Annotated in this window: 20 protein-coding genes and 1 tRNA gene; 10 read left to right on the top strand and 11 right to left on the bottom strand. The window is 59.9% G+C overall.

Going from position 1 to position 19,051, the window contains the following annotated elements:
* Nucleotides 1-7 precede the first annotated feature (7 nt).
* From ACRANW_RS08540 to ACRANW_RS08520, 5 genes are all read left to right on the top strand, one after another.
* Nucleotides 8-241 (top strand): hypothetical protein, encoded by a 234-nt coding sequence (locus ACRANW_RS08540; RefSeq protein WP_479431386.1) that lies wholly within the window; start codon nt 8-10, stop codon nt 239-241.
* The gene (locus ACRANW_RS08535) at nt 234-1,616 is read left to right on the top strand and encodes a putative O-glycosylation ligase, exosortase A system-associated (protein ID WP_479431385.1); all 1,383 of its coding nucleotides are present in this window, start codon (nt 234-236) and stop codon (nt 1,614-1,616) included. The genes ACRANW_RS08540 and ACRANW_RS08535 overlap by 8 nt, the downstream gene beginning before the upstream one ends.
* Nucleotides 1,617-1,715: 99 nt before the next feature.
* Nucleotides 1,716-2,165: a MaoC family dehydratase gene (locus ACRANW_RS08530; protein ID WP_479431384.1), complete on the top strand. Its 450-nt coding sequence runs from the start codon at nt 1,716-1,718 to the stop codon at nt 2,163-2,165.
* Nucleotides 2,166-2,298: 133 nt separating this feature from the next.
* A complete protein-coding gene (locus tag ACRANW_RS08525; RefSeq protein ID WP_479431383.1) occupies nt 2,299-3,480 on the top strand; it encodes an acetyl-CoA C-acyltransferase in 1,182 nt (393 codons plus the stop codon).
* A 60-nt stretch (nt 3,481-3,540) separates the two neighbouring features.
* Nucleotides 3,541-4,059 (top strand): pyridoxamine 5'-phosphate oxidase family protein, encoded by a 519-nt coding sequence (locus ACRANW_RS08520; RefSeq protein WP_479431382.1) that lies wholly within the window; start codon nt 3,541-3,543, stop codon nt 4,057-4,059.
* A 126-nt stretch (nt 4,060-4,185) separates the two neighbouring features.
* On the opposite strand, the gene ACRANW_RS08515 is transcribed toward ACRANW_RS08520, so the two are convergent.
* From ACRANW_RS08515 to aspS, 6 genes are all read right to left on the bottom strand, one after another.
* Nucleotides 4,186-4,262: transfer RNA gene (locus ACRANW_RS08515), tRNA-Met, on the bottom strand.
* 113 nt (nt 4,263-4,375) lie between these two features.
* Nucleotides 4,376-4,906, bottom strand: a complete 531-nt coding sequence (locus ACRANW_RS08510; protein ID WP_479431381.1) for a 2'-5' RNA ligase family protein — start codon at nt 4,904-4,906, stop codon at nt 4,376-4,378.
* A 10-nt stretch (nt 4,907-4,916) separates the two neighbouring features.
* Nucleotides 4,917-5,873, bottom strand: coding sequence for an endolytic transglycosylase MltG (mltG, locus tag ACRANW_RS08505; protein WP_479431380.1), 957 nt, complete (start codon nt 5,871-5,873; stop codon nt 4,917-4,919).
* A gap of 10 nt (nt 5,874-5,883) precedes the next feature.
* Nucleotides 5,884-7,143: a beta-ketoacyl-ACP synthase II gene (gene fabF / locus ACRANW_RS08500; protein WP_479431379.1), complete on the bottom strand. Its 1,260-nt coding sequence runs from the start codon at nt 7,141-7,143 to the stop codon at nt 5,884-5,886.
* 149 nt (nt 7,144-7,292) lie between these two features.
* Nucleotides 7,293-7,529 carry an acyl carrier protein gene (locus tag ACRANW_RS08495; protein ID WP_479431378.1) on the bottom strand — a complete coding sequence of 79 codons (237 nt, stop codon included), beginning with the start codon at nt 7,527-7,529 and terminating at the stop codon, nt 7,293-7,295.
* Nucleotides 7,530-7,656: 127 nt separating this feature from the next.
* Nucleotides 7,657-9,447, bottom strand: coding sequence for an aspartate--tRNA ligase (gene aspS, locus ACRANW_RS08490; RefSeq protein ID WP_479431377.1), 1,791 nt, complete (start codon nt 9,445-9,447; stop codon nt 7,657-7,659).
* 191 nt (nt 9,448-9,638) lie between these two features.
* Between aspS and rnd the strand changes: the two genes are divergently transcribed.
* Together rnd and ACRANW_RS08480 are read left to right on the top strand one after the other, a co-directional pair.
* Nucleotides 9,639-10,883 (top strand): ribonuclease D, encoded by a 1,245-nt coding sequence (rnd, locus tag ACRANW_RS08485; RefSeq protein ID WP_479431376.1) that lies wholly within the window; start codon nt 9,639-9,641, stop codon nt 10,881-10,883.
* Between the two features lie 9 nt (nt 10,884-10,892).
* Nucleotides 10,893-11,789 carry a hydrogen peroxide-inducible genes activator gene (locus ACRANW_RS08480; RefSeq protein ID WP_479431375.1) on the top strand — a complete coding sequence of 299 codons (897 nt, stop codon included), beginning with the start codon at nt 10,893-10,895 and terminating at the stop codon, nt 11,787-11,789.
* 24 nt (nt 11,790-11,813) lie between these two features.
* Here ACRANW_RS08480 and ACRANW_RS08475 read toward each other — a convergent pair whose 3' ends face one another.
* Nucleotides 11,814-12,152 (bottom strand): hypothetical protein, encoded by a 339-nt coding sequence (locus ACRANW_RS08475; protein ID WP_479431374.1) that lies wholly within the window; start codon nt 12,150-12,152, stop codon nt 11,814-11,816.
* Nucleotides 12,153-12,201: 49 nt separating this feature from the next.
* Complete coding sequence (gene pgsA, locus ACRANW_RS08470; RefSeq protein WP_479431373.1) at nt 12,202-12,810, bottom strand: CDP-diacylglycerol--glycerol-3-phosphate 3-phosphatidyltransferase; 609 nt, start codon at nt 12,808-12,810, stop codon at nt 12,202-12,204.
* Nucleotides 12,811-12,961: 151 nt separating this feature from the next.
* Between pgsA and ACRANW_RS08465 the strand changes: the two genes are divergently transcribed.
* A complete protein-coding gene (locus ACRANW_RS08465) occupies nt 12,962-14,278 on the top strand; it encodes an MFS transporter (protein ID WP_479431372.1) in 1,317 nt (438 codons plus the stop codon).
* Here ACRANW_RS08465 and ACRANW_RS08460 read toward each other — a convergent pair.
* On the bottom strand, nt 14,275-14,466 hold the full coding sequence (locus tag ACRANW_RS08460) for a hypothetical protein (protein WP_479431371.1): 192 nt from the start codon (nt 14,464-14,466) through the stop codon (nt 14,275-14,277). The genes ACRANW_RS08465 and ACRANW_RS08460 overlap by 4 nt on opposite strands.
* Nucleotides 14,467-14,643: 177 nt before the next feature.
* On the opposite strand from ACRANW_RS08460, the gene ACRANW_RS08455 reads away from it, so the two are divergent.
* Nucleotides 14,644-16,335, top strand: coding sequence for a thiamine pyrophosphate-binding protein (locus tag ACRANW_RS08455; RefSeq protein WP_479431370.1), 1,692 nt, complete (start codon nt 14,644-14,646; stop codon nt 16,333-16,335).
* A gap of 59 nt (nt 16,336-16,394) precedes the next feature.
* Here ACRANW_RS08455 and ACRANW_RS08450 read toward each other — a convergent pair whose 3' ends face one another.
* Nucleotides 16,395-16,565 (bottom strand): CsbD family protein, encoded by a 171-nt coding sequence (locus ACRANW_RS08450; protein ID WP_479431369.1) that lies wholly within the window; start codon nt 16,563-16,565, stop codon nt 16,395-16,397.
* A gap of 162 nt (nt 16,566-16,727) precedes the next feature.
* Nucleotides 16,728-17,147: an EVE domain-containing protein gene (locus ACRANW_RS08445; protein WP_479431368.1), complete on the bottom strand. Its 420-nt coding sequence runs from the start codon at nt 17,145-17,147 to the stop codon at nt 16,728-16,730.
* A 197-nt stretch (nt 17,148-17,344) separates the two neighbouring features.
* On the opposite strand from ACRANW_RS08445, the gene ACRANW_RS08440 reads away from it, so the two are divergent.
* Complete coding sequence (locus ACRANW_RS08440; RefSeq protein ID WP_479431367.1) at nt 17,345-19,006, top strand: putative bifunctional diguanylate cyclase/phosphodiesterase; 1,662 nt, start codon at nt 17,345-17,347, stop codon at nt 19,004-19,006.
* The last annotated feature ends 45 nt before the right edge of the window (nt 19,007-19,051 follow it).

Raw genomic sequence — 19,051 nt, 5'->3', positions numbered from 1 at the left:
CGCCAGTATGATCGATCACATCGCACTTGCTATTGGACACGGCCTCATGGCCATCGCTTTGCTGCGGCTCGTGATGCGCGCTGGGCTGGACGATGATCCGCTGATCGGCACCCTCAAGTCCGAAGCAGATAACAAGCGTAAGGCGAACAGCAGGGCGGGCCGGAATGCTGCACGTCGGCGGGGAACCGACAGCGGTATCAACGGTGACGAGCACGAGCCGGTAGCGCACAAGAATGCTTGATCTCGCCTTCCTTGCTTTTATCGGATTCGTGCTGGCTCTTGGGCTTAAGCGCCCATTTTTATGGGTGCTGCTGTATGTCTACATCGACATTCTGGCGCCGCAGCGGATCGGCTACGCACTGATTACCAGTCTGCCGCTGTCCATGATCGCCTTTGCCGCCGCATTCGGAGGCTGGTTTGTGCTTGATCGCAAGGAAGGCGCACGGTTTACCCTGCGACAGGGGCTGATGGTGCTGTTGCTGCTCTACTGCTTTTGGACCACCAGCAGCGCCGATTTCCCCGAGGATGCGCAGACCAAGTGGGAATGGGTATGGAAGGCGCTGCTGTTCGCCATTTTCCTTCCCCTCACCCTAACCACCCGCGCGCGGATCGAAGGGCTGGCGCTGGTGCTGCTGCTATCGGTTGCGACCATTGTAATCGGCACAGGAATGAAGACGGTACTGGGCGGCGGGGGGTATCAGAACCTCAAGTTTTTCGTGAACGACAATAGCGGCATCTATGAAAGCTCGACGTTGGCGACGGTAGCGATCGGGCTGGTCCCGATGCTGTGGTGGTTCGTCAAACACGGCACGATCTTCCGCCCGCACTGGCTGGTGACGGGGTTCGCCGTGGCGCTGACTTTCGCCTGCCTATTGGTGCCAGTGGGCACCGAAGCGCGCACCGGCCTGCTGTGCATTGCCACGCTGGGCGGTCTGATGCTGCGCTACACGAAGCGCCGCATCCTGTTCATCGCGGGCGCGGGCGTGCTGGGGTTGACCGCCCTGCCCTTCCTGCCGCAATCTTTTTATGACCGCATGTCCACCATCGCCCAGCCTAGTGGCGACGAAAGCGCCTCGACTCGGATGGCAGTGTGGCAATGGACGCTCGATTATGTCGCAGACAAACCTTTTGGCGGGGGGTTTGATGCTTATCGCGGCAACCGGTTCAACTATGTCATGCCGATCACCCAGACCGATGGGAACACCACCACCATCACCTATCAACCGGTCGAGGACCGGGGCCGCGCCTACCACTCCTCGTTCTTTGAAATGCTGGGCGAACAGGGCTGGCCCGGGCTGATCCTGTGGTTGGCGCTGCACGCTGTGGGTCTTTGGCAGATGGAGATGATCCAGCGCCGCTGGCGGGCCGCCCAGGACGAGGCGACCCGGTGGATCACGCCCTTTGCAGCGGCCTTGCAGATGAGCGCATTGATCTATCTGGTGGGGGCGGCGTTTCAGGGGATCGCCTATCAGCCGGTGATGCTGATGCTGGTTGGCCTACAAATCGGGCTCAACACCTACTGCGCGCGGATCGATTCGGCGCGCGGGTCGCTGGCGCGCAGCGCTGGGCGCAAGGCAGCTATCGCAAACACAATGCGCGGTGCCGTAACGGCATAGCTGCGGGCGTTGCACTGCCCCTGCTGATGCGCCATGTAGCCCGGTGAAACGAGCGCGGCGGGCACGGGATTCCGCCGGCAAAAACGAGGAGGAGCCCCCATGACACCGCAGGAATTGGCCGCCAAGGTCGGCGAAAATATCGGCACCAGCGAATGGGCCGAAATGAGCCAGGAACGCATCAACCAGTTCGCCGAGGCGACCGGTGATCACCAGTTCATCCACATCAACGAAGAAATGGCCAAGATGACCCCGTTTGGCGGGACCATCGCTCACGGATTTCTGACGCTCTCGATGATCCCCTATCTCGGTGCAAACGGCGGCGCGCCGCGCATCGACGGCGTGAAAATGGGCGTCAACTACGGCGGCAACAAAACCCGCTTCATCGCGCCTGTACGCGCCGGCAAGCGCATCCGCGGCCATTGGAAGCTCACCGAAATGGTCGAAAAGCGCCCCGGCCAATGGCAGCAGACCTGCGAAATCACGCTCGAGATCGAAGGCGAGGATAAGCCCGCCCTGATGTGCGAGTGGATCACGCAATACTTCGTGTAATTCCGGTTTTATCTTGAGCGTCACCCCGGCGAAGGCCGGGGTCCAGAGACATCAGCTCCGCCCTCGCGATCTATGGGTCCCGGCATTCGCCGGGATGACGGGATGGGGCGAAACACAAAGGATACCCTCAATCATGGCACGTGACGCCGTTATCGTCTCCACCGCCCGCACGCCGATTGGCCGTGCATACAAGGGCGCTTTCAACGCCACACCCGGCGCAACGCTGGGCGCCTACAGCCTTGCTCCCGCGATCGAACGCGCCGGTATCGAAGCCGGCGCCATTGACGACGTGGTGTGGGGCGCTGTCCTCAACCAGGGGACGCAAGCCGGCAACATTGCCCGTCAGGTAGCCCTGCGGGCCGGTTGCCCTGTTACCGTGTCGGGCCAGACCATCGACCGCCAATGCTCATCGGGCCTCATGGCGATTTCGACCGCAGCCAAGCAGATCATCGTCGACAACATGGATATCGTTGTCGGCGGCGGTCAGGATTCGATCTCGATGGTGCAGACGCCCGAAATGCGCGTGTCGATGGATAAGTCGCTGCTCGCCATGCACGGCAACGTCTACATGCCGATGCTGCAGACCGCCGAGACCGTGGCCAAGCGTTACAGCATCAGTCGCGACGCAATGGATGAATACGCCTACCAGTCGCAGATGCGCACTGCCGCGGCGCAAGCCGCCGGCAAGTTCGACGACGAAATCGTTGCCGTCACCACCACCATGAACGTGATGGACAAGGAAACGAAGGAAGTCAGCCAGCGCGAATTCACGCTGACCAAGGATGAAGGCAACCGTCCCGAAACCACGCTTGAAGGCCTGCAAAGCCTCAAGCCGGTGATGGGGCCGGACATGTGCATCACCGCAGGCAATGCCTCGCAGCTGTCTGACGGATCTTCGGCATCCGTACTGATGGAAGCCAAGCTGGCTGAACAGAAGGGCTTGCAGCCGCTTGGCCGCTATGTCGGCATGGCCGTTGCCGGCACCGAGCCTGACGAGATGGGCATTGGCCCGGTCTTCGCGATCCCCAAGCTGCTCAAGCAAACCGGCCTCAAGATGGATGACATCGGTCTGTGGGAACTGAACGAAGCCTTCGCTGTGCAGGTGCTATATTGCCGCGACAAGCTGGGCATCGATAATGATATCCTCAACGTCAACGGCGGGTCGATTTCGATCGGCCACCCCTATGGTATGACCGGCGCACGCTGCACCGGCCATGCTCTGATTGAAGGCAAGCGCCGCGGCGCGAAGTATGTGGTCGTCACCATGTGCGTTGGTGGCGGCATGGGGGCAGCCGGTCTCTTTGAAGTCTTCTGATTCGGAACATTTTTCCGCGTCGGCACTATGGCTTCATGCAATTAAGCAAGGAGAAGACCCATGGCGACCGACGCGGAAATCCGGACCAAGTTCTGGAAGGCTCTCAACAGTGACAGGACCATGTTCCTGGGGATCGCCGAAGGGGAAGGCGGCCATGCGCGGCCGATGACGGCGCAGCTCGACGATGACAGCTATGATGGCGGCGAATATCACGGCCCGGTGTGGTTCTTCACCTCAACCGACAGCGGTCTTTATAACATGATCCAACAAGCCGAACTGGCGAACACCGCGCCCCGAGCGATGGCGCATTTCGCATCGAAGGGTCACGATGTTTGGGCTACGGTGAACGGCACCCTGTCCACCACACGCGATCCGGCAACGATTGACCGATTGTGGAATCGTTTCGTAGCCGCCTGGTTTCCCGGCAAAGATGACTCCAAGGTCGCCCTGATCCGGCTCGATCCTGAAACTGCCGAAATCTGGATTGACGCATCCTCCATCGTGGCGGGCATCAAGATGCTGCTCGGCCTCGACCCCAAGGGCGACTACGAGGACAAGGTGGCTGAGGTTCGGCTCTAGATCCAACATCTCTCTATGACGACCAAGCGGCGCGGGAACATTGTTCCTGCGCCGCCTTGCTTTTGCAAAGCAACAAATCCATCCCCCGGCGCATGTCCGCCGTTAGCAATCGATTTTGATGAAAAATGGTAGCGGAGGAGGGACTCGAACCCCCGACACGCGGATTATGATTCCGCTGCTCTAACCAGCTGAGCTACTCCGCCCCGTGGGCATCCGGCGCTTCAATGAAGACCGGATTCGACCCCGGGTGTCGGCCCGGGCGAAGCGCGCAAATACGGCGAGTGCGGCGCAGGGTCAAGCCCTGTTGATACACCTTTCAGAGCCGCGCACGCCCGCGGAATGTGAAGGTTTTAACGGGCTCCCATGGCCCGCCGCAGTAGCGATGCAGTTCAAGGGCAGGAAACGCAAACCGCCCCTTGGCGATCCATGGCCCAAGTGCTGGCAAAAGGCTGGCCTGAAGCGCCCTCGCCTCAGCTTTTGTGACTTTGTTCTGGATGGTAATGTGGGGTCGCGGATCGTGGAGGTCCTGCGATGTCAGGCTGCCGTGGAAATGATCGGCAATGAGAACGCGCAGGGCTAGAAGTTCAGGTGCCTCAAGCGCAATGGCCGTGCCCTTGCCCAGATCCATCACGCCCTTCACGGTGCCGTGGGGCGCGGCAAATTCGCCCGCCAGCTTCGGAAGAAAGGCGCGCAGATCCTCAAGCAGCGATGGCGCAAAGGCGTGGAACAGCGTCACGTGGGCGTGGAGATGGTTCCTCTCGGCCGGAAAATGCGCACGGCGCAGGCCTTCGGCATAGCCTGCCAGATCGGGCGGCAAAGCCGCGGTGAGGATAAAGGGGTTCGCCACGGATACCCGGTTACATCTCGCCTCGTTCGCGCCGGATTGCATACCACTTGGCCACATTGGCATTGTGCTCGGCAAGGGTGTTTGCAAACCAGTGTCCGCCGGTGCCATCAGCGACCATGAACAGCGCTTGCGTGGCTTCCGGGTTGAGCACGGCGGCAATGCTGGCGCGCCCCGGATTGGTGATCGGCCCTACCGGCAGACCGATGCGGGTATAGGTGTTGTAGCCATTGACCGCTGCAATCTCGGACTGCTTGATCCGCCGCCCTAAAGGTTTTCCCTTGGTCACGGGATAGATGATCGTCGGATCGGCCTGAAGTTTCATGCCGGTGCGCACGCGGTTGGAATAGAGGCCGGCAACCATCCGTCGCTCCTCTGCCTTGCCCGTTTCCTTTTCGACAATCGAAGCAAGGGTCAGCGCATCGCGCATGGTGTCCACCGCAATACCGGGTTTGCGCGCAGCCCATTCCTCGGCCAGCGCCTTGTCCATGGCGGCTTGCATCTGTTCCACCAGGCTCTTGCGTGTCTGGCCGCGTTCAAAGGCATAGGTATCGGGCAGAATTGAGCCTTCGGGCGGCACGTCGACGGTGCCGATCAACAACTCCTCGGCCATCAACCGCTCCCACACGAGGATCGAGGGCATCCCTTCAGGGATCGTGACAAATCGCCGAATGACATCGCCAGACTGGAACGCGGCAAGGATATCGCCTTGGCTCATGTCGGGCGTCAGCAAAAACTCGCCTGCCTGGATCGGGCTCTCGGAGCCAAAGATGCGGGCCTGAAGGACAAAGCCGGATGCCGAGGAAACCAGTCCTTCGGCCTCAAGCTTGTCCGCAACCGAAGCCACCGATGCGCCTGCGGGAATGGTGAAGCTAGTATCCTTGGACACTGTTGCCGAACCCATAAACATCCATGCCAGCACAACGGCTGCCAGGATGGCGACCAGGCCCGCCAGGGCAAGCCTCACCATTCTCACCGGATCAGTCGACCTTCTGCATGATGATGGAGGCGTTGGTGCCGCCAAACCCGAAAGAATTGTTGAGCACGGCGCGCACTTCGCGCTTGCGGGCCTTCAGCGGCACAAGGTCGATGCCCTCCGTGCCGTCATCGGGATCATGCAGGTTCAGGGTCGGGGGGACGACACCGTCGCGCATGGCGAGGATACAGAAGATCGCCTCCACCGCGCCTGCGCCGCCCAGCAAGTGGCCGATGGCCGATTTGGTCGATGACATTGACGCGCCGCCCAGATCATCGCCCAGCACGCGTTTGATCGCGGCCAATTCGATGGTGTCGGCCATGGTCGAGGTGCCGTGGGCATTGATGTAGTCGATGTCGCCCGGACCAAGGCCCGCCTTCTTCAGCGCCATGCGCATCGCAAGTTCCGCGCCGCGGCCTTCGGGGTGCGGCGCAGTGACATGATAAGCATCGCCCGACAGGCCGTAGCCTGTAACTTCGGCGTAGATCTTTGCGCCGCGGGCCTTGGCACGCTCGTATTCCTCCAGCACGATCACGCCCGCGCCTTCACCCATAACAAAGCCATCGCGGCCCTTGTCATAGGGGCGGCTCGCTTCGGTCGGGCGGTCGTTCATGCTCATGTTGAGTGCGCGTGCCTGCGCAAACCCGGCGATGCCGAGGGGGCAGATCGTGCCTTCCGCGCCGCCTGCCAGCATGACGTCAGCATCATCCGCCATAATCATGCGCGCCGCGTCACCAATCGAATGTGCGCCGGTCGAACAGGCGGTTACGACAGAATGGTTGGGGCCCATGAAGCCATATTTGATCTGTACCTGACCAGTGATGAGGTTGATAAGCCGCCCATGCACGAAATGCGGCGACACCCGCGAAGGGCCGCGTTCGTGGAGGTTGACGCTTTCCAGCTCGATCCCCGGCAAGCCGCCGATCCCTGAACCGATGGAACAGCCGGTGCGCTCCTTTTCGGCCTGAGTCATATCTGTAAGGCCTGCATCTTCCAGCGCCTGCCCAGCGGCGTCGATGCCGAACACAATAAAGGGATCGACCTGCCGCTGAACCTTGTGATCCACGCGCTTGTCCGGGTCGAACCCCCAGGGATGATCCTTGCCCTTCACCTCGCAGGCGATGGTGCATTTCTGGTTGGAGGCATCAAAACGGGTGATCTGCCCCGCTCCGCTCTCCCCAGCGATCAGGTTGGCCCACGTCGTTTCGACGTCGCCTCCGAGCGGGGTAACAAGACCAAGCCCGGTAACAACCACACGGCGCATTCAACTTCTCCCAAAACGCAAGACAGGCTCAACCCGCTGGGCTGAGCCTGTCAAAATCCCGAATTTCTACCGTCGCCATGCAAGCACAATGAACGGCCCTAGGATCCTTCGACAGGCGCAGGACCAGGGACAGACGGGATGGCCGGGCCTTAGCCCTTGTGTTCTTCGATGTACTTGGTTGCATCGCCCACGGTGGTGATCTTCTCGGCCGCATCGTCAGGGATTTCGACGCCGAATTCCTCTTCGAACGCCATAACCAATTCGACGATGTCGAGGCTGTCTGCACCGAGGTCGTCGATGAAGCTCGCATCCTGAGTGACCTTGTCAATTTCGACGCCGAGATGTTCTACGACAATCTTGGCCACCCGGTCGGCAGTATCGCTCATAGTATTCCCTCTTGAACTGGGGTTAAATATCTCGCCTCCGCCCTAAAGAAGGCCGTGGGCAAGTGCAAGTGGGCTTGAGGCACGCTGCCCACAAGGGACATGACGCGCCGCAGACCCGGTGAAAAAATCAGGCGCTGTCCTTCTTGGGCGGCTCGACCACGCGCATATGAAGTTCGCGCAAGGAGCGGGGCTCAGCCGGGCTGGGTGCCCCCATCAACAAATCTTCGGCGCGCTGGTTCATCGGGAACAGCGAGATTTCGCGCAGGTTTTTGGCACCGCACAACAGCATGATGATCCGGTCCACGCCCGCAGCCATACCCCCGTGCGGCGGCGCGCCGTACTGGAACGCGCGGTACATGCCGCCAAACCGCTCCTCCACATCCGCCTTCGACAGGCCGACAATCTCGAACGCCTTGACCATCGTTTCGGGCATGTGATTGCGGATCGATCCGCTCGCGATTTCAAAACCGTTGCACACCAGATCGTACTGGAACGCCTTGATCGTCAAGGGGTCTTGCCCGTTCAGCGCATCGATCCCGCCCTGCGGCATCGAGAAGGGGTTATGGCTGAAATCGACCTTCTTTTCGTCCTCGTTCCATTCGTAGAAGGGGAAATCGACGATCCAGCACAGCGCAAAGCGGCTTTCGTCGATCAAGCCCAGTTCCTCGCCCACGCGAATGCGCGCTGCGCCCGCCAGCTTGGCGGCTTCGGCCTCCTTGCCGGCAGCGAAGAACAGACCGTCGTTTTCGCCAAGGCCGAGTTCGGCGTAGAGTTCCGCCATCCGCTCGGGCCCGTGATTTTTCGCAATCGGTCCACCAAATTCGCCGCGCTTGCGGGTGACATAGCCAAGGCCAGCATAGCCTTCCCGCCTCGCCCAATCGTTCATCTCGTCGAAGAACTTGCGGCTCTTTTCGTGGGTGGCGGGCGCCGGAATCACCCGCACCACGCCGCCGCCGCCGACGATCTTCTCGAACAAGCCAAAGCCCGACTGCGTGAAGTGTGACGACACATCGCTGATGACCAGCGGATTGCGCAGGTCGGGCTTGTCGCTGCCATATTTGAGGATCGCCTCGTCATAAGGGATGCGCGGGAACTCTCCCGCCGGGGTCACAGCCTTGTCCCCTGCGAAAGCAGCGAAGGTGCCCTGGATCACCGGCTCCATCGTCTCCCACACTTCTTCCTGCGTGACGAAGCTCATTTCCAGATCGAGCTGATAGAACTCCCCCGGCAGGCGGTCAGCGCGGGGGTCTTCGTCGCGGAAGCACGGCGCGATCTGGAAATAGCGATCAAAGCCTGCGACCATCAGCAATTGCTTGTACTGCTGCGGCGCCTGCGGGAGCGCATAGAACTTGCCCGCATGAATGCGGCTCGGCACCAGAAAGTCGCGCGCACCTTCGGGCGAGGATGCGGTCAGGATTGGAGTCGAAAACTCGTTGAAACCCACCGCGCCCATCCGCGCCCGCATATCTGCGATCACCGCCACGCGGGTCATGATGTTCTTGTGCAGCGTCTCGCGCCGCAGGTCGAGGAAGCGGTACTTTAGCCGCACGTCCTCGGGATAAGGCTGCTCGTCGGCCACCGGCATCGGCAGTTCTTCAGCGGCGCTCTGCACCGTAATGCCGCGCGCAAACACTTCGATGTCACCGGTGACAAGACGCGGGTTCACTGTTTCGGCAGCGCGCGCCTTGACCTCACCTTCGATGGTGATGACGCTTTCCACCCGCAGCCGATCAAGCACCGCCAAGGCGGGCGAATCCGCGTCGGCCACGATTTGAGTGATGCCGTAATGATCGCGCAGATCGACAAATAGCACGCCGCCAAAGTCACGCTTGCGATGGACCCAGCCCGATAGGCGAACGGTCTCGCCTACATTGGCGGAAGAAAGCTGTGCGCAAGTATGCGTGCGATAGGGGTGCATCTAAACTCTTGTCCTGTTCACGGCTATGACGCTAGTGCGCATTCGCGCGGCGCCTTCGGAAGCACTGCTTCGCCGTCGGCGCGCTAACAGGGGAAGCCTTGCGCTTTGTCAAGCCGCGCTTGTCAAAGAAGGCAGGCTCATCTGGGTTCAAGCCCGAGGGCGGCACTCCGCCCGCAACGCGAAAAGATGACATGAAAATCCACCCGCTGATTACCACCACCGAAGCCCTCTCCGACCTCTGTGCGCGTCTCGCCAAATCCGAATTCGTGGCGGTCGATACCGAATTCATGCGCGAAAACACCTATTGGCCCGAATTGTGCCTGGTGCAGATTGCCAACACCGAAGAAGCCGCCGCGATCGATCCCATGGCGGATGGCATCGACCTTACCCCGCTGCTCGATCTGATGTGCGAGAATGAAGACGTGCTCAAGGTTTTCCACGCGGGCGGGCAGGATGTCGAAATCATCGTCAATTTGACGCAGAAGACCCCGCATCCCATTTTCGACACCCAAATCGCAATGATGGCGATCAGCCAGTCCGAACAGATCGGCTATGCCAATCTGGTTGAAACGTGGATGGGCCTCACCATCGACAAGGGCGCGCGTTTCACTGACTGGAGCCGGCGCCCGCTGACCGACCGTCAGATTGAATATGCCATTGGCGACGTAACGCACCTCGCGACGATCTTCCCCCGCATCCTGAAAAAGCTGATCAAGACCGGGCGCGGTTTGTGGCTGAACGCCGAAATGGAAAAGCTCGCCGATCCGTCCAATTTCATCACGGATCCCGGTCAGGCATGGAAGCGCATCCGTCAATCGGGCCGCAATCCGCAGGTACTCGGGCGGATGAAGGCGCTTGCTGGCTGGCGCGAGAGCGAGGCGCAGCACAAGAACATTCCGCGCGGCCGGATTATGCGCGACGAGACGCTGGCCGATATCGCTGCACATCCGCCAAAAAATCAGGCCGATCTTGCCAAGGTGCGTGGGCTAAGCGCTGCGTGGCGCGATAATGATATTGGCAAACGTCTGATGAAGATCCTTGCCGAGGCGGAACCGCTTCCCAAGAGCGAGATGCCCGAAAAAGCCAAGCAGGGAGCCCCGCTTGGCAAGGAAGGCGCGCTTGTGGCGGACCTTCTGAAACTGCTCTTGAAAATCCGCGCCCGCGAGATCGACGTTGCGCCCCGCTTGCTGACCCGTGCGGACGAGATGGAAGCCCTCGCCGCCGGAGCGCGCGATCTTCCGGTACTGCAAGGCTGGCGGTTCGATGTGTTCGGAAAAGACGCGCTCGATCTGGTCGAGGGAAAGCTCGCATTTGCGGTCGAACGCGGGAAGCTCAAGATGACCCATATCGACGATGTCGCGGTGCCCGCCTCCCCGTCCGAAGCCGAGACGCCGGGCGAGGCGGACAGCGGTCCTGACGTGTTGGCCGCAGAATAGAGCGACCCGGTGTCCACCTATCTCCCCACAATCAAGCAGCTGCAATATCTCGTGGCGCTTCACGAGCACGGCCATTTCGGTAAGGCCGCTGTTGCAAGCTTCGTGTCGCAATCGACGTTATCGGCGGGCATCCGCGAGTTGGAATCGCTGCTGGGCGTGACGTTAGTGGAACGCTCGCGCCGGGTGGTCCGCTTCACGGCCTTGGGCGAACAGGTGGTGGCCAAGGCCAACCGGCTGCTGCGTGAAGCAGAGGAACTGGCCGATCTGGTTCAGGCCTCGGGCAAACCGCTGTCAGGCGAATTGCGCATGAGCGTGATCCCCACCATTGCCCCTTTTCTCTTGCCCCGAATGTTGCCGCGGCTGAAGCGCGAGCGGCCTGACCTCAAGCTGCTGCTGCGCGAAGAGACCACCCACGATGCGCTCGAATCGCTGAGCCATGGCCGGGTCGATTGCGTGCTTTTGGCTCTGCCCTTCGATACCGGCGATGCAGCTTTCGCGCACATTGCTGACGACCGGCTGTTTATTGCCTTTCCCAAGGACGATCCGCGCGATCCTCCTGCCAGTATCAAGCCCGAGATGATCGATCAGGGCCGGTTATTGCTGCTAGAGGATGGCCACTGCTTGCGCGATCATGCGCTGGCGGCCTGCAACCGCGCCGAACTGCGTGCGAGTGCCGCCATGATCGGCACGTCGTTGCACACGCTGGTGCAATTGGTCGACAATGACTTGGGTCTCACGATGCTGCCTGAAATGGCACTGAATGCAGGCATTCTGGCTGGAACGCAGGTGGTGGCACGCCCGGTGGACAGCCCAACCGCCAAGCGCGAGATCGTGCTCGCCTGGCGCCGAAACTCTCCGCGTGAAGCCGATTTCCAGCTGCTCGCCGAAGAACTGCGCGCAGGATAATTGCAGCCGTTGGGTCAGGCGGCCTTAGAACTCCGCCAGCGCGAGGCTCATAAACAGGCTCGCGCCCAGCGCCATGCGCACCCGGCGTGATGGCAGCGCAATGCGCGGATGATAACGCGGCGATTCCGGTAGTGGCATCGCTCTGACATCGTAAGCGGTGATGGTGGCCAAGCCACCAATTTCGTGTCGCTCAATATCACTGACGAGGCTGTGGACATCCTCGGCAAGTAGCTCGGCATCGCCGATCAAGGCCGAAGCACGGGTGTAATGGCCCTGTTCAAAAGCGCCGCGCGCCTCGTTCTGAAGCCGCTTCGCTTCGTCAGCAAGCAGACGGACGTAAGCACCCGACGGAGGCGATTCCAATGGTCCCATTGGATAACATTGTATAGGAACCAAAAGGCACGTTCCAGCCTTAATCCATGTGTTTGAGACCAACACGCAGGTAATCCCAGCCGGTCACACAGGTCAGCACCGCGGCGGTCCACAAGCTGACAAGTCCCAACAGATGCACCCAGGATTGCCCCACCGTCCTGCACATGTCTCCGACAGCTTGACACGGCGGCCCATGCACAGCCCCGCCCAAGATCAAAGCGCCGAGCGAGACGAGTTGAAAGGTCGTCTTCCATTTGGCCAATTTTGACACCGGTACCGATACCTGTACCCCGCCCAGAAATTCTCGAAGGCCCGATACCGCGATCTCGCGCACGAGAATCACAAGGCCCGCTATGACATGGACATCGCCTGCGTAGGGCCCCCGCAAAAACCCTTGCGCGGTGAGCACGAGGATCACGGCAGCCACCATAATCTTGTCCGCAATCGGATCCAGGAACGTGCCCATCTTCGACACGGTTCCTTGCGCACGGGCAAGATAACCATCGAGGTAATCGGTCAAGGCGATCACGCAATACAGCCCGAAGCCGACCAGATAGCCTAGCCGCCATTCCGGCCACCACAGAAAGAACGCCAGAAGTGGCACCGCGAAGATGCGTGACAGGGTGAGGATATTGGGCAGACTTGACATTTATTCCCCTTCCCTAGCGCCAGATATGAGGCGACAAAAGCCCTGCTCGGCCAAGTCCCCGACAATGATACAACCGGTTTGCGCTCTTGTGAAAGCGCCCCCTCTCGCTATGTGCCGATCAACCACAGGGAAGCACCAGCGCGACATCTGCATGACAACATCAACCCACTTGATGCGCCAGCGGCGGTTTCTGCCTCTGTTTCTGACCCAGCTTCTCAACGCGCTGAACGACAATCTCTACAAAAACGCGATGGTGCTGTTCGTGGTCTATCAGGTCTACGATTCGCCGGAAATGGAGACACTGATCAGCGGGGTCGCCACGGGCCTGTTTGTTTTGCCGTTCGTGCTGTTTTCGGCGACTGCTGGCCAGCTTGCCGATATGCGTGACAAGACCACGATCATCCGCTGGATCAAGTTTGCCGAAATCATCATCATGGCTGTGGGTGCCACCGGCCTGTTGCTAGCGGCGCGTGGCGTACAGATCGAAGGTCTTGCGATCCCTTTGATGTTTGTCGCGCTATTTGCGATGGGGGTGCACTCCACGTTTTTCGGGCCGATCAAATACGCAATTCTTCCGCAGCATCTCCACAAGGACGAAGTGCTGGCTGGCACTGGCCTCGTGGAAGCGGGCACTTACGTGGCGATTCTTGTCGGCATGATGCTCGGCGGCGCAATGCCGATTATGTATTCGATTGTCGCGGTAATCGTGATTGCGCTGATTGGTTACGCCACTTGCCGCTGGGTGCCGCCTGCACCTGCACAGGCCGCCGAGACCAAAGTGGACTGGAACCCGATCCGGGCATCCAGAGCATTGATCGCGTTTTCAATGAACAATCTGGAACTGCGCTATTCGGTGCTGGCAATCAGTTATTTCTGGGCCATTGCCGCGATCCTTTCGGTGCAGTTCATTCCGCTCGCCAAGAATGTGCTACTGGCCGATAAGCAGGTTGCCGCTGCTTTGCTGGTGGCGTTTTCTGCGGGGATTGCGATCGGCTCGGTTTCAATCAATACGCTGCTGAAGGGCGATATTTCCGCGCGCTATTCGGCGCCTTCCGTGCTTGTGCTGGGTGCATTGCTCATCACCTTTTACCTGCTCTGCCGCATGTGGAACCTTGAACCTGCCGGCGAACTGTTCACGGTCTGGGAGTTTCTGGCTCAACCGCTTGCGCTGCTGCTGACCGCCAATCTGCTGTTGATCGCGGTGGCAGGCGGAATGTTCGTGGTGCCATTATATGCTTTCCTGACCACTCGTGTCGACAAGTCAGAAGCATCGCGTTCGGTCGCAGCAAACAACTTCATTTCTTCGGTCTTCATGGTAATCGGCGCAGGAACTGCCGGAGCGCTCGGCTTCTTTGGCATTCCGTTGGAAGAACAGCTTTTGTTCAGCCTGGCCCTGTGCCTCGCCTCGGCCAGCGTCGCACGTAAACTGCACCGGGTCGAAGCGCTGCGTTCGCCCGATTTCCGTTAAATGATAAAGGCAAATATCGCTAAGGTCATTGCAACATAAGTGCTGGCAACGCCGCGGACATCGGCAAGCGTAAGCTGCCACAACGCTTCGGCTGGAATAGGAATGAGATCGTGCTTCACATGCGGCGGCAGAGTCGCCCGAAACCAGTGGCGTGCGGTTTCATCGGTCAAAACCAGGCTGCGACGCATCTGCGATTCTCCTTCGTCAGAACGTCAGACTTTAAGACTTTCTTAACCTTTGAAAATAGTTTGCGGCCAAGCTGTCGCAGCGTGGGACAAGGCGAGTGTGTGTTGGAACACTGACGCATTTGCACGCCAGCACGCCCGCCTGTAGGGGCGCGTCGTGCGATGATGCGAGAGGTACAAATGAACGATTTCACCCGTAGCGCCGCCGCCCTGCTGGTCGATTGCCTCGCCGCGCAAGGTTGCGATCGAATTTTCACCGTGCCCGGCGAAAGCTTTCTCGCCGTGCTCGATGCCCTGCCTGATCGCCCCGAGATTGATGTGGTCACCTGCCGGCAGGAGGGCGGGGTCGCCTTCATGGCCTGCGCGGATGGAACCATGAATGCTGCAGGGTCCGGGCGCCCCGGTATTGCTTTCGTCACGCGTGGACCGGGCGCTACCAACGCGAGTATCGGTGTTCATGTCGCCCAACAGGATTCGCAACCGATGATCCTGTTCGTGGGCGATGTGGCGCGCCCGATGCAGGGACGCGAAGGCTTTCAGGAGGTCGATTTCCCGGCCTTCTTCGGCCCGATCTGCAAATGGGCCGCCCGGATCGACGATCCGCTGCGCATCCCCGAATATATCGCCCGCGCTTATGCGGTCGCCATCAATGGCCGGCCGGGCCCGGTTGTGCTGGCCCTGCCCGAAGATATGTTGGTCGAGCAGGTATCCGCTGCCATTCAGCCCCGCCCCTTCGTCACCCGCGCCGCGCAGGCCACCTGCCCCGATGCGATGCAGGCCCTGTTCGATCTGATCGCCGATGCTGCCAGCCCCATCGCCATTATCGGCGGCGCAGGATGGAACGCCAAGGCGCGAACGTATTTTCAAGCGTTTGCCGAGCGCATCGGGCTTCCTGTAGCGACAGCTTTTCGACGCCAGGACGCGGTCGCACCGGATAGCCCTGTCTACGCCGGAAACCTCGGCTACGGCCCTAACCCCAAACTGTTGGAGCGGGTGAGAAACGCCGATCTCATCATCGCAGTGGGTGCGCGGCTCGGCGAAGCGACGACCGACGGGTATCAGGTGCCGACGCTTGAGCACCCCGGCCAGCGCCTAGTCCACATCCATCCCGATCCGGAAGAATTGGGCCGTGTCTATCGCACCGATCTGGCGCTGTGCTGTTCGATGGATGAATTTGCCGAATGCGCTGCGCTGTGGGAGGATTCACACATCATTCCCTTCGATGCGGGGGTCGAAGCCCACCGTGAATGGCGTGACTGGGCCACTCCTGATTCTAGCGATGCAGTGCTTGATCTTGCCGCCTGCGTCGCTGCAATGCGCGCAGATCTTCCCTCCAACACGATTATTGCCAACGGCGCGGGCAATTTTGCCGGATGGTGGCATCGCTATTGGCAATACGCGGCCTACCCTGGGCAATTGGCTCCAACCTGCGGCGCAATGGGATATGGCGTTCCTGCGGCGGTGGCTGCGGCGCTGCGTTTTCCTGATCGCATGGTCATTGCGGTGGCAGGCGACGGCGATTTCCTGATGAATGGTCAGGAACTCGCAACTGCTGCGCAATATGGCGCCAACATGCTTGTCGTGGTGGTCGATAATAGCGCTTATGGAACTATCCGGATGCATCAGGAGCGTGAATATCCCGGCCGGGTGTCGGCCACGTCCCTTACCAACCCTGATTTCGCCATGCTCGGCGCAGCCTACGGGGCGTGGAGCACGCGGGCCGAAACCACGCAGCAGTTCATAGCAGCACTGGAGGACGCCAAATCCCGTACCGGGCTGCGGCTCATCCATGTGCTCACCGATCTTGATCGGATTGCGGCCAGCGGCGCCACCATTACCAATCTTCGGGCCCGCGCGAGTGCTGGAACCTGATACAAAAAAGGCCGCCCCTAATGGAGCGGCCTCTTCTTAAATGTCAGCAAACAGTACGATCAGATGTCGTCGCCCAAGGCGCCCTGCACCTTGCCCTTGACCTTCTGCGCTTCACCCTTGAGTTCCTGCGCCTTGCCTTTGGCCTGGGTTTCAGGATCGTTCGACTGCTGCTTAACCTTGCCAATGGCTTCATTGGTGGTGCCTTTGATGTTTTCTGTGAGCTTACCCATTAGATTTCTCCTTTAAATCAACGGCTACATGCACGCTGCTTGCAGGGGATAAGCGAAATGGGGAGGCGATGTTCCGTCTTGCCATCTGGTGACCGTTGAAACGTTGTTTTGCTGCGACAAAAGGCGAACAGCATCCTCATTCGACTTTCGATGAGACTGTCATCACTCTTTTGCTAGGCCACCTGCCATCTCGCAGATCACCTGCCATTCGGTCGGCGAAACTCCGCACACCGAAAGGCGTGACTGTTTGACAAGCTGCATCTCATCCAGCCGCGGTTCGGCCTTGATTGCAACCAGCGTCACCGGCTGCGCCAATTTCGCCTTGGGCTTTATCTTGACCGCCGCCCATTTACCGGACTCGTCGGTCGGGTCGGTTATTCCTGCGACGCTGATGGTGCAGACACCCACAACCTCCAGCCCTTCGCGTGAGTGATAAAAGAACGCTTCGTCTCCCACCTTCATCGCTGCGAGATTGTTGCGCGCCTGGTAATTGCGCACGCCATCCCATGTGCCCTCACCCTCAGCGACGAGATCGTCCCAGCTGTACTTGAACGGTTCGGATTTCATCAGCCAGTAGGCCATGCGGACGGCGTGCTCCCTTTAAGCCAAACAAAAACATCCCGTAGCCCGCCCCGGCCAGCCTCGCCAACCCCTGATCCGTTTCCGCCCGCACGTGCAACCGATTAACCCGATCTTTAGTGCGTTATGCGAAAGATCGCGGGACGGCGCCAAGGGCATTATATCCAATTGATATGCGCCAAACGGACGAGGCAACGATTTTGACTGAGCACAAGCCCGACAACCCACTGCAAGCTGCGGATCGCGATATCGTTGCGCTGGGCATTGCCGTGGCAGCCATTATCCTGCTGATTGGCACGGGTGGTGCGGTGCTACCCAAAATCATGGACGCAACCTTCGGCAATGGGCAGCGCCCCGATATCGTCCTTACCAATGCTTTGTTGTTGAACATTGCGTTGATCATTTTCGGATGGCGACGCTACCGCGAATTAACGCGCGAAATCATTGAACGGCGCCGGGCAGAAGAGCGTGCGCATCTGCTCGCCGCCACCGATCCGCTGACGCATTGCCTCAACCGACGCAGCATGTTGAGCGCCACAGAAGATCTGCGCGCGCGGGCGGCAGTGCGCGGCGAGGCTGTGGCTTATTGCATGATTGATCTCGACAACTTCAAGCAGATCAATGATATGCACGGGCACCCCGTAGGCGACGCGGTGCTTGTTATGCTGTGTGATCGCGTGCGTGCGCAACTGCCGCGTGATGCCCGTCTTGCACGTCTTGACGGCGATGAATTCGCCTTTGTCATGCCATTTCCTGCCGGTCACGCCGAACGAATTGACGATCTGGTCATCCGGCTTTTCGAAAGTCTTGCACAGCCGTTTTGCCTACCTGATTTGACGGTTGAACTGACGTTGTCGATCGGCCTTGCTGCCGACCACGATCCTGACGGGACCATCGGCGTCGTGGTCGATGCCGGTACCTTGATGCAACGCGCCGACATGGCGCTGTATCACGCCAAAAAACAGGGACGGAACCGCTACTTCTGGTTTGAGCCGAGCATGGAAAGCGAATTGCGGTTTCGCAACCAGTTGGAGACCGGCATCCGGCGCGGGCTCTCGCAGGGAGAATTTGTACCGTACTACGAACAACAGGTCGATGTCGACAGCGGTGAGCTGGTTGGGTTCGAAATGCTGGCCCGCTGGCGTTCCCCCCAACTTGGCGTCATCAGCCCCAGTACGTTCGTTCCGATTGCCGAGGAAATCGGCCTGATTAACGAAATGTCCGAGCAACTGATGGAACAGGCTTTCGCTGATGCGAAGGAATGGGACGACAGTTTGACACTGTCGATTAATATTTCACCGGTTCAGTTGCGCGACCCATGGTTTGCTCAACGCCTGTTGAAAAAACTGGTCGCGGCAGGTTTCCCGCCGCAGCGCCTCGAAATCGAAATCACTGAAAGCTGCCTGCATGAGAATATCGGCCTCGTTCGTTCGATGATCATGTCACTGCGCAACCAAGGCGTGCAGGTCAGTCTCGATGATTTTGGTACCGGCTATTCCAGCATCGAACAGCTGCGCAACCTGCCGTTCGACCGGATTAAGATTGATCGCAGTTTCGTGAGCGAACTGAGCGAACTCGGAGGCCGATCACGGCTGGTAGAAGCGATCATTTCGCTGGGCCGAGGTCTCGATTTGCCGCTGACAGCAGAAGGCGTGGAAGACGAACAAATTTTGCAGGCGTTGAAATCGATGGGGCGGCTGAAGGCCCAAGGCTATTTCTATGGCCAGCCCGAAGACGGCGAAGCCGTGCGTGCACGGCTCAAGGCGGCAGGGCGGCTGACAGGGCTACCGGGCCAGACCCTGCCCCCGCCGCATACCGACACAGACGGCAGTTCAGACGTCTACCGTCTTTCACACAACTGACCTTTATCGCTCACGCCGCGTGGGACTGGACGCGAGGGCCTGACG

This window comes from Erythrobacter sp. 'gip.4 top 5' (assembly GCF_056495765.1).
The sequence above is the reverse complement of the archived record's forward strand: the minus strand, read 5'-3'. Positions and strand labels throughout refer to the sequence as shown.